Annotated in this window: 17 protein-coding genes; 14 read left to right on the top strand and 3 right to left on the bottom strand. The window is 60.6% G+C overall.

What is annotated here, in order from left to right:
* A partial coding sequence (locus BIS11_RS04970) for a helix-turn-helix domain-containing protein (protein ID WP_253585780.1) occupies nt 1–530 on the bottom strand: 530 nt, incomplete at its 3' end.
* An 86-nt stretch (nt 531–616) separates the two neighbouring features.
* Here BIS11_RS04970 and BIS11_RS04965 point away from each other — a divergent pair.
* On the top strand, nt 617–1,102 hold the full coding sequence (locus BIS11_RS04965; protein WP_253418892.1) for a hypothetical protein: 486 nt from the start codon (nt 617–619) through the stop codon (nt 1,100–1,102).
* 469 nt (nt 1,103–1,571) lie between these two features.
* On the opposite strand, the gene BIS11_RS04960 is transcribed toward BIS11_RS04965, so the two are convergent.
* Entirely contained in the window at nt 1,572–1,817 is a 246-nt protein-coding gene (locus tag BIS11_RS04960) for a hypothetical protein (RefSeq protein WP_253418898.1), read from the bottom strand.
* 482 nt (nt 1,818–2,299) lie between these two features.
* Between BIS11_RS04960 and BIS11_RS04955 the strand changes: the two genes are divergently transcribed.
* From BIS11_RS04955 to BIS11_RS04895, 13 genes are all read left to right on the top strand, one after another.
* The gene (locus tag BIS11_RS04955; RefSeq protein WP_253418901.1) at nt 2,300–2,761 is read left to right on the top strand and encodes a hypothetical protein; all 462 of its coding nucleotides are present in this window, start codon (nt 2,300–2,302) and stop codon (nt 2,759–2,761) included.
* A 388-nt stretch (nt 2,762–3,149) separates the two neighbouring features.
* Nucleotides 3,150–3,485: a helix-turn-helix transcriptional regulator gene (locus tag BIS11_RS04950; protein ID WP_253418904.1), complete on the top strand. Its 336-nt coding sequence runs from the start codon at nt 3,150–3,152 to the stop codon at nt 3,483–3,485.
* Entirely contained in the window at nt 3,482–3,766 is a 285-nt protein-coding gene (locus BIS11_RS04945) for a hypothetical protein (RefSeq protein WP_253418907.1), read from the top strand. The genes BIS11_RS04950 and BIS11_RS04945 overlap by 4 nt, the downstream gene beginning before the upstream one ends.
* Nucleotides 3,763–4,089 carry a hypothetical protein gene (locus BIS11_RS04940; protein WP_253418909.1) on the top strand — a complete coding sequence of 109 codons (327 nt, stop codon included), beginning with the start codon at nt 3,763–3,765 and terminating at the stop codon, nt 4,087–4,089. The genes BIS11_RS04945 and BIS11_RS04940 overlap by 4 nt, the downstream gene beginning before the upstream one ends.
* Nucleotides 4,090–4,506: 417 nt before the next feature.
* A complete protein-coding gene (locus BIS11_RS04935) occupies nt 4,507–4,746 on the top strand; it encodes a hypothetical protein (RefSeq protein WP_253418911.1) in 240 nt (79 codons plus the stop codon).
* Between the two features lies 1 nt (nt 4,747).
* Nucleotides 4,748–5,692, top strand: coding sequence for a recombination-associated protein RdgC (locus tag BIS11_RS04930; protein ID WP_253418913.1), 945 nt, complete (start codon nt 4,748–4,750; stop codon nt 5,690–5,692).
* Nucleotides 5,689–6,015, top strand: a complete 327-nt coding sequence (locus BIS11_RS04925) for a DUF4406 domain-containing protein (protein WP_253418915.1) — start codon at nt 5,689–5,691, stop codon at nt 6,013–6,015. Before BIS11_RS04930 ends, BIS11_RS04925 begins: the two co-directional genes overlap by 4 nt.
* Nucleotides 6,012–6,479: a hypothetical protein gene (locus tag BIS11_RS04920; RefSeq protein ID WP_253418917.1), complete on the top strand. Its 468-nt coding sequence runs from the start codon at nt 6,012–6,014 to the stop codon at nt 6,477–6,479. Before BIS11_RS04925 ends, BIS11_RS04920 begins: the two co-directional genes overlap by 4 nt.
* Nucleotides 6,480–6,481: 2 nt before the next feature.
* Nucleotides 6,482–6,868 (top strand): hypothetical protein, encoded by a 387-nt coding sequence (locus tag BIS11_RS04915; RefSeq protein WP_253418919.1) that lies wholly within the window; start codon nt 6,482–6,484, stop codon nt 6,866–6,868.
* The gene (locus BIS11_RS04910) at nt 6,865–7,377 is read left to right on the top strand and encodes a hypothetical protein (protein ID WP_253418921.1); all 513 of its coding nucleotides are present in this window, start codon (nt 6,865–6,867) and stop codon (nt 7,375–7,377) included. The genes BIS11_RS04915 and BIS11_RS04910 overlap by 4 nt, the downstream gene beginning before the upstream one ends.
* Nucleotide 7,378: 1 nt before the next feature.
* Nucleotides 7,379–7,630, top strand: a complete 252-nt coding sequence (locus BIS11_RS04905; RefSeq protein ID WP_253418925.1) for a hypothetical protein — start codon at nt 7,379–7,381, stop codon at nt 7,628–7,630.
* Between the two features lie 277 nt (nt 7,631–7,907).
* On the top strand, nt 7,908–8,534 hold the full coding sequence (locus tag BIS11_RS04900; protein WP_253418927.1) for a hypothetical protein: 627 nt from the start codon (nt 7,908–7,910) through the stop codon (nt 8,532–8,534).
* Nucleotides 8,535–8,576: 42 nt separating this feature from the next.
* Nucleotides 8,577–9,578 (top strand): hypothetical protein, encoded by a 1,002-nt coding sequence (locus tag BIS11_RS04895; protein WP_253418931.1) that lies wholly within the window; start codon nt 8,577–8,579, stop codon nt 9,576–9,578.
* Nucleotides 9,579–9,587: 9 nt separating this feature from the next.
* Here BIS11_RS04895 and BIS11_RS04890 read toward each other — a convergent pair.
* The coding region (locus tag BIS11_RS04890) for an SDR family oxidoreductase (RefSeq protein WP_253585779.1) at nt 9,588–9,831 on the bottom strand (244 nt) is incomplete at its 5' end.

The following is a 9,831-nucleotide window of genomic DNA, read 5'->3' as shown; positions in this document are numbered from 1 at the left end:
CCCAAATAATCACCCTCGGCAGCGGCCGGGCTCGCCCCGGTCGCAACCCTCTTACTGGACCCCTCTAACTGAACCCCTAAACCTGAACCCCTCTCTTCACGGTTTTCCGAATACCCCTCTTCGGAATTTCGAGTAGGGTTCGCCCCGTTTTCCGAATACCCCCCTTCGGAATCTCGAATAGGGTTCTCACGGTTTTCCGAATACCCCTCTTCGGTTTTCCGAGTACCTGCTGGCGCCTTCTCCAGCGATCGCTTCATGAAGATACGACGCTCGACGATCTGCTTGCCCTGGCGCACCTGCTCGATCGAGACCCAGCCCTTTTTCTTGAGCGAGCTGATGACCTCCGAGACGCGGTTGGGAGACAGGCCAAAGAAGTCGGCGAGCTTCTTGTTGGACTTGAAGCAGCCCTTCTCCGGGTGCTGGAGCGAGTCGATCTCGATCAGCATGACCTTCTCCTGTAGCGAGAGGTCACGGTTCAGCCAGATGTCGGCGGGGATCCAGACGCCGCGGAATGCGCGTTCTTCGGTCACGACGACACCTCGCGCGAATAGGCAGCCACGCCGTCGCCCGCTAAAGTGATAGCTGCGACACCATTCACTAGAATGAGGAAAACGACGTGGCAAAACCGGACAAGACGATATGGATTGAAATGCTCGAAGCGGCGGCTGAAACCTACCCTGATGACTGCGAGGCCGATCAGTGGAATAAAAAGCTTGGAAAAAGCGTGGCTAACGCCAACATTAACTATTTGGTAGAGCACAACTTGGTGACGGGGCTTGCCCGCAAGCGAATGGGCGATATTGATAGCTATGGCAACATCACCATCACTAGCGCAGGCCTCGATTATGTCAGTCAGGATGGCGGATTGACCGCTGAACTTGGCGTAGTCACCATTAGGCTTGAAGCCGAGGCTATTCAAGCACTGGTCACCGCTCAAATCGAAATGGCTGAAGCTACTAGGCAAGAGAAGAACCTCCTGCGCCAACAGCTTCAGGCGCTGTCGAAAGAGGGCCACCAGCGTCTAGCCAACCAACTGATTCGCCTAGGCCTTGAGGGGGCTCCGCGCTCCATTGAATGGCTGAAAACACTGATCGGCTCTTGATCACGTCGATCTGCTTAAACAACAAATAGCCATTTCCCATACAGAAACACAGGTACTCGACTGTTTGTGGGCGGCAGGCAAAGCGCAGTTCTAGCGCCCGCCCTTTGCCCTCCTCAAACCACACACGGCTATCAAGCATGCGTGCAGCACTTGGAAAGCCCGACTTCGAATCTGGAAAGAAATGCGTGGCTGGCATGGGCTGCGCCAGCGTGTCATCCGTTAGTAACTTGCTCATGCTCTCACCTCACAATTGAAGGAAAACCGACCCATGAAGCTGTACGCCGAATTCAAGCGTCGGTGGCGCACGTGGAAGGCCAAGCACTGGGATATTGACTTTGAGCTGAGGGAAGACACGCGCGTGTTCTTCGTTGACCATTCAGTGCCACCGCTGCGAGCTCGGTGGGAGAAAGTGGCAGAGGCGATCAAGCCTATTCTCAAGAAACGCGGGCCAGAACTGGTTATCGGGGTGCTAACGGGCATCGTAGTAACCCTCCTTCTGGCGCTCTTTGGCCTCTAGGCAGGCCGCCATCTTGCGAAGCCACCATGCGGCCTCGATAGCGCTCATACCCAGGGGATACATCACCAATGGCGCAGCCAGCGGCGGCTCGATATTGGGCAGCGCGAGCGCCAGCCTGGCACGAGAAAAGCGTGCAACGAGATAGCCCGACGCGACGCCCAAGGCGTTGCTGGCGAGCAATGGGATTAGATCGGTCATGGCAACCACCTCAGAGCCGGCGGCCAAGACGGCGGATAACAGCAGCGGAAAGCGTGCCTTCACGCTGCATGTCAGCCAGTTGGTCAGAGTAGTTGGTGCCGCCTTCAAGCCGCAGGTCTGAATCAGGGATGCGCCCGCGGCGCGACCAATCCGTGACGGTGGTTGGCGACACTCCGAGGCGCTTGGCGACAGTATTTGGACCGCCACAGTCTTTGATAACGTCGTATAGAGCGATAGGCCGAAGTGGAACGTCGACCTCCTTTATGAGCGGCTTTGGGGATTGAGCAGGAAAAGTCATTGAAAGCGCCTCGATTCGGTTTATACGTAGAATATACGTAGATAACCGTACTAAGGCAAGATTTGCGTATTTTTGAGCAATTACACGTAAGCATATAACCGCTAAACTGCGTTAAATGACGCAATAACGCTGTAACGCAAGACCGCTTCTTTTTCCGACGAATTCAGCAGGGAGCAGCGCTGGAATGGATGACAACAAACTCTCAGAACCGAGTAGAGAGCTGGTCTGGGAGCGTGTTAAACGCAGCGCTCAAAAACATCATGAGCATCCTGGCGAGCGTGGCATCATGAAGCTCATCGCCATCGATGCCAAAACCTCAGCTCAATATGTCTCTGACTGGAAATCGCTCCGTTCGCCAATACCTATGGCAAAACTAACGGCGCTGGCCGACCTATATGGAGTGTCGGTCAGCTACTTGTCAGGGTTTTCAAGCGATCCTAATCAAGGTGCCCCTCAAGATACCCCCGAACTAAATATCATCATGGCGGCTTTGGTGGAGCGAGCGATAGAGAAATCCAGTGAGCCCGTCGATGCAAAAAAAGCCACCCAGCTATGCGCCACAGCGATCAAAATGCTTTCGAATGGTGACAACCATGCGTACATACTCGGGACGCTGATTAACGAAGCAGAAAACCACGATTGTTAACATACGATAGAGAATGCATAACCCGCTTATGATGCGGGTTTTTTTGTGCACGGGCTTTCAATGCTGGCAAAATTCACTCATCATATATACTGTATATTCATACACTATACAGGCGTTAGGTACTGGCCATGCCGGCTAAGATCAAGAGTTCTGAAAAACCATGTCCCGACGGAAAAAAACAGGGAACCCAAGCTAACCGCGACATAGCTCGCCCCGTCAGCCATGCCTGCCGCAGAGCGATTGCCAGCTTTATAGACCGCACAAATCACTAGCATCTCGCTTCCTCGCAGTTCAAAGTACGCATACCCATCTTAAAAGTACGCTCCATGCTTGACTAAATACGTATATCTACGTAGTTTGTTAGATATACCGTATTCGAGGACAGGACATGGACCTTACCCCACGCCAAAGCGAGATCATCGTACTGCTTGCCAATGGCCACACCGCTGACCAGTGTGCGGCCATCCTCCACCGCTCCGTGGCGACTGTTCAGCGCCATATCCTGCTGGCCAAAGGCCGCTTGCACGCACGCAACACCACTCACCTCGTAGCGCTGGCGCTGGCGCAAAAGCTCATTCAGCTGGTGATCGTCTGCGCGCTGATGATCACCGCCATCAGCCCCGATGCCCCGGCCCTGCGCCACCGGCAGCCGACACGCACCCGCACGGCCCACAGCCTCACCCGTTTGTCGGCCCCGCGCGCCGCTGGGGGCGTGTCCGCATGAGCTCAGTCGTTGAACGCCTCACCCGCGACCTGGTGCACAACCGCCTGGGCGACATCATGCGCCTGGTCGTCGAGACGAACGCCGGTGCCAGCGCCCGTATGGAACTGCGCGTCCAGCCCGCGACGCTCTCGCTCGAGATTGGTCGAGGCCGCCGCCGGTTGGAGCTGCACGCATTCATCGTCGGCCCTGATCACGACACGCTCAACGAGCTGTGCGAGCTCATCGACGACGCCGCCACCTTCATGGGCACCACGCCCGCCGCCCTGGGGATCCAGCTATGAACACAACCACTCAACGCACCCTGCTGGGCGGTACCGCCCTGGCCGCTCTGCTGGCCCTGGGCCAGATCACCCAGCACGACGCCGAGCGCCAGCATGACTGGCTGGTGGCGTACTGCACTGATGCCGCGGTCTGGCAGGCCGAAGAAGCGCGCGGCGTGCCGCTCAACAAGCGCACCGGCGCGCCGGACTACCGTGGCATCGCCGCCGAGTCCTGCCCGGGCATGCGCCCTGCCGGGCCCGCGCTCGATGACGAGCGGCAGGCGCCGGCGCGAATTGTGATGCCGGACACCGCCGGCGCGCCCGTTCAACTGGTTCAGTTCTGAGGATCCATCGTGATCGTTCGCAACGCTAAAGGTCACGCGATCACAGTCGGCCCACGCCGTCGCCACTGCCGGTGTCGATCCTGCGGTGCCCGACAGGTGAAAGCACGACATCCGGACGATTACCTGCGGCGGATCCGCTGCACCAGCTGCGGCGCTTTCGACTCGTTGCGAATCGACCGGTGGGCCGATGGCCGGGGGTGGCGGCACAAGACGTGCTACTGCGACGGCTACCACTTCCCACATCGGATTTGCAGCGAGTGGTGCTACCACAACCCCAACTACCCCGCCGAAGACGTCCCACGGCTCATATACGGCGGCATGTGAGAACCCCATGTTCAACCAAAACGACTTCGACCGCATTTTCAAACAGCCCGCGCCCGCCCAGGGCGACAAGCCCCAGCAGGGAGGCAGCAAGCCATGAGCGAAACAACACCCAAGTGGCCCGGCCAACTCAGCCGCCAGCAGGCCATCGTCCTGCTGGACTCGATGACCGATCAAGATGATCCGTACTGGGAAAACGTTGTCGACGATTTTTACGACGAGGAAACCGACACGATGCCCAGCGCCATGCATCTCTTCGCCGCACTCGGTATCTCCGAAGAGGAGTACAAGGCAGCGATCGGCGCGCAGAACGTCAACTGTCCAGGAGTCGAATGACATGTGGTTCAAACACCTACACCTCTACCGCCTGCACTCCATGGCCGCCGTGAGCGCCGCCGATCTCGAAGCGGCACTGGCCCCGCTTGCTCCCCGCGCCCTGGGCAACGCCGACGCGCGCCGGATCGGCTGGGCCGCTCCCGCCGGGCGCCTGGGCGGCGGGCAGCTGCTCCACGAGATCCAGGGTCACCGCCTGCTGTCAGCACTGCGCCAGGAGCGCCTGCTCCCCGCGAGCGTGATTGCCGAAGAGCTGGCCGAGCGCGTCGCTGACATCGAAGCCCAGGAGGCCCGCAAGGTCACCCGCAAGGAGAAGACCACGCTCAAGGAGCAGATCACCGAGGAGCTCTTGCCTCGTGCGTTCGTGCGCAGCCAGAAAATTGACGTGTGGTGGGATACCGAGCGCCAGCTGATCGGTGTCAACACCAGCAGCCGCGCCCGCGCCGAGGAAGTGCTCGACCTGCTGCGCGAAACGCTGGGCTCGCTGAAAGTCACGCCGCTGGCCACGCAGACGCTACCGGTGAGCGCCATGACCACCTGGCTCGGCGACGGCGCCAGCCGCCCCGCCGACATGCAACTGGGCTACCAGGTGGTGCTCAAGGCCAAGGGCGACGACGGCGAGGTGCGCGCGCGCCAGGTAGACCTCGACAGCGACGAGATCCAGCAACTGCTCGAGAGCGGGCGCCAGGCCAGCCAGTTCGCTCTTGGCATCGAGGGCCAGCTCTCGTTCGTGCTCCATGACGATTTGGCGATCAAGTCGCTGCGCTTCGGCGACGCGCTGATCGAAGAGGCCGACCATGCCGACGATGGCGACGACGCCCTGGCGCGGCTTGAGACAGACTTCGTGCTGATGGCCGGGTGCCTACGCGTCAGCGTGGCCCGAATCATCGAATGGTTGGGCGGTGAGGCTGAGCGCCAGGTAGCAAACCCGGAGGGCGCCAGCGAATGAAACGCATCTACATCAGCGGCCCCATGACGGGGCTGCCCGGCCTGAACTTCGGCGCGTTCCACTGCGCCGCCGCCGAGCTTCGCGCCCTGGGCTATGACGTGGTCAACCCGGCCGAGAAACAGAGCGAGCTCGGCGAGGCCACTTGGGAGGAGTACTTGCGCGAGGACCTGCGCGACATGCTCACCTGCGACACCATCGCCCTGCTGCCCGGCTGGGAGGCCTCGAAAGGGGCTCACCTCGAGCTACACGTTGCCCACCGCGTGGGTATGACGGTCGTGGAGACCGCCCGCCTGCACCGCGAAGAACTGGAGGCCGTCCGATGAGCCGCTACGCAGAAAACACCAGCGTCTCGAGTGAGCGCAGCCGCGCCGAGATCGAGCAAACCGTCTCCCGCTACGGCGCCAGCGGCTTCATGTACGGATGGGACGGCGCCACGGCAGTCATGGCGTTCCAGATGCACGGCCGGCGTGTCCGTTTCGACCTGGCAATGCCCGACCGTGCCAGCCGCGAGTTCACGCAAACCGAGACCGGCCGCGATCGCGCGCCCGCCCAGGCGGCCAAGGCTTGGGAACAGGCCTGCCGACAGCGGTGGCGGGCGCTTGCCCTGGTCATCAAAGCCAAGCTCGAGGCGGTCGAGTCCGGTATCACCGAGTTCGAGGAGAAGTTCCTCGCCCACATCGTGCTGCCCAACGGCGGCACCGTCGGCGGCTGGATGCTGCCACAGGTAAAAACCGCCTACGACACCGGCACCATGCCGCCGCTACTGCCTGCCGTAGGAGGCAATTGATCATGAAGCCACGCATCGAGAAGAAGGTCAGCAAGAACCTGTCTGCAATCCTGGGCGATGAGCTGGGTCACGTGTGGATCGATGACGAGTATGAACCACACTTTCACCATGGTTGGCCTGGCGAGCCATTGAGCGCCAAGCAGGTGCGAGAGAACCGGCAGGGCCGAGTGCGGGTCAACCACATGCCCAGCGTGGGTGGCGAGCTTGATTACTGGGGCGAAGGTCAAGATTGGCGCACCCTGTACCAGCAAGCGTGCGGCACATTCATGTGGGACGATACTATCTTTGGCGAGGATGGACCCTACTTCCCTAAGAACACGCCTCGCATCAACGCGCGCTGGTGTCTACGTAAAGCGCGTGAATACATGGATTGTAAGGAACGCCAATGACCCAACCCACCCACACCCACCGCGAACATGGCGGCAAATACGCCGAGCTCGCCCAGCACCAGGGCGCCGGCGCGCTAGAGGGTCAGTGGCTCGTAATCTACGAGGATCTCGACAAGGGCATCCAGAGCGGCACGACTCAGGGGGACTGGCTCGAGCAGTGGCGCCCACTCGAGCGCGACGACTGCCCGTTGTGCCTGGGCACCGGTACCGACCCGATCAAGGGCGACAAGTCCAAACCCTGTGGCCACTGCTATGGGCTGGGGAAGGTCATGGATACCGGTGAGCGTCCCACCGATCAGTGGGAGCTCGCCGAGGTCTCCACCGGCATCATCCAGCGCCAGCGCGCCGAGCTCGCGCAACTGCGAGCGATCGCCGATCACCCGGGCGTGCGCGAACTCGTCGAGCGTGAGCTCCAGCAACGTATCGACGAGAGCATCGCGCTGCAGGAGCAGGAGTGGCGCGGCAAACCAGGGCACGGCCATGGCGGCCAGCGGCATACGGGAGATTGAAATGAGCAACGCACAGAAAATCGATCAATGGCTGGACCCGGAGTTCATCCAGGTAACACGGCAGGAAGCGGCGCGCATTCTGGGGCGCAGCCCGAAGGAGTTCGACCGTTTGCGTAAGGACGACGCCGACTGCCCGAAAGGCTTCAAGCAAGGTGAAGCGCGCAGCGCGCACGTCCTGTTCAGGCTTGCGGATATTTACCGCTACAGCCAGACTCTGATGGAGCGGCACACGCGGGAAGAGGAAGACGGCTAACAGCGCGGTTTTTCTTGTATGCCTGTGTGTATGCCTATGGCGGTTTTGGGGTGCATGATGTTGATTTTGATAGCCACTTCGGTGCGCCCCATCCGCACCAATCACAGACAAGCTCTCCCTCGTTACTGCCTCTTCTTTTTCTTTGCTTGCCTCCCCTTGCGGCCTGCTCATCATCGAAGCATCTGGCCAATTCGCACCCCCTTATCTACATTAACGACACGCGACCGCGATGTCGCTACCTTGTCACGGCACCCTTCAATATACGAGGCACGATGCCATGGAATGGCTCGAGGAACACTCGCAGGTGATCACCGCGATCGCCAATATCTGCACCCTGTTCGTGTGGTTGTTCTACGCGCAACTGCTCTACTACAACTTCGCCCGTCAGCGCCAGCCACGCATCATCGTCAACCGCGGCAAGGGAACCGGTACCCAGGCACTCTGTCTGGTCAGCAACATGAGCAGCGAAGCGATCTACGTGCAGCACGTCATCGCGGTCCTGCATACCGAGGAACGAACCTACGAGCTCGACGTGGTGGAGCACCAGAAGGAGAGCGAAGAGGACGACGACGACACCTTTCGCACTCATCAGGGGCCACTGCGCTCCGGCGACTATATCCACCTTCAGTCTTTCGGCAAGATCGTCGAGGGACTCAAGGCCTATTGGGAGATCGACGAGCAGGTACTCGCCCGCGAGGAGCTTCATCTCGAAATTCGGGTCGTCGCGATCTACGGCCCCGAGGACATGCCGGTCGGTGCCTCGCGGGTCTTCAAGCTGACCCTCGATGCCGAGCCGAACCGCCAGTTGATTCCCGCCAAGATCGATACCCAGCGGATGTCGAGCCGACGCGAGCGCAAGCAGGTGCTAGAATGGGCCAAGAATATCGAGACCCACAAGGCGTGATTGCGGGGTCTCGCATAACAACTTCGGGTCCAGGGACGTTCGATGAAACACGGCATTACCTTTCTCTGCGCGAGCTCGTTGCTCGCGCTATCGCTTCATGCGGCTGCCCAACCCTTGCAAGACGGTGACAGCGATCTTCCCGATGAATGGGCAGAAGAGCATCTGGAGCCTTTTCGTACGCGTATAGGCAACTGGGTCGATAACACCTCGCGCAATATCGATGCCTTCTTTGGCGGCGACTACTACAGCGCCTCCTCACGCAACCAATCCTACCTGCGCCTGGGACAGGAGATCGACTGGATGGAGGGTGACGGAGTAAGCGGCGATACCAGCATTCGCTACCGCATCGACCTGCCGACCACCGAAGAGCGCCTGCGCCTGGTCATCGAAAGCGATCCGGACGAAACTCAGGGAACGCTGGCCGACGAGGGCTCGGGGCGGCTCTACAACGACCAGCGCGATCGCTCGAACTCGATCCTTGGCCTTGACTGGCTGGAGAGGCGCGACAAGCGCGAACACTGGAGCAACCGCTTCGGTGCCGGTGTACGCCTTCGCCTGCCCATCGACCCCTACGTGCGTTTCACCAGCGAACGGCTGTGGGATATCGGCTATGGCCCCTGGCAGCTCGAATCCTTCAACCGACTCTCCTGGTTCAACAACGCAGGCTACTCGGCACGCACCCAGTGGGATTTGGGCCGCCCCCTGAGCAATCGCCGCCATCTGCGCTTCATCAGTACCGTGCAGTGGCGCGAGGAGGAGGACACCCTGGAGTACAGCGAAGTCGCCGAGCTCAACCAGCGCATCAACAAGCGAAGCGCGCTGCGCCATTCGGCGATCGCCGTTGGCGAGAGCGCCTCGCACCCGCGCATGACCGATTACTACCTGCAGACCCGCTACCGGCGCGATCTGCACAAGGGCATCCTGTTCGGCGACGTCATCCCCGAGCTGCACTTTCAGCGCGACACGCGCTATGACCCGCGCTGGGCGATGACGCTGCGCCTCGAGATGTACTTCCAGCGCGAGATCAGCCGCGACTATTTCTGACGCGGTCGATCAAAGCCGCAGCCCGCCGTCGCACTCGATGATGCGCCCGGTAAAGTAGTCGTTGTCGAACGCGAAGGCCACGCTCTGGGCGATATGGTCGGGCTCGCCCAGCCGATTCAGCGGTACGCTCTGCTCGATGCGCTCGAGCATGTCGGGGCGCATCGCCGCGGTCATCTCCGTGGCCACGAACCCCGGCGCGACGGTCGCGGTCCGAATGGCGTAGCGGGCGAGTTCCTTCGCCCAGGTGACGGTC

The organism is Halomonas sp. 707D4 (genome assembly GCF_024158685.1).
Classification (GTDB): domain Bacteria; phylum Pseudomonadota; class Gammaproteobacteria; order Pseudomonadales; family Halomonadaceae; genus Vreelandella.
The sequence above is the reverse complement of the archived record's forward strand: the minus strand, read 5'-3'. Positions and strand labels throughout refer to the sequence as shown.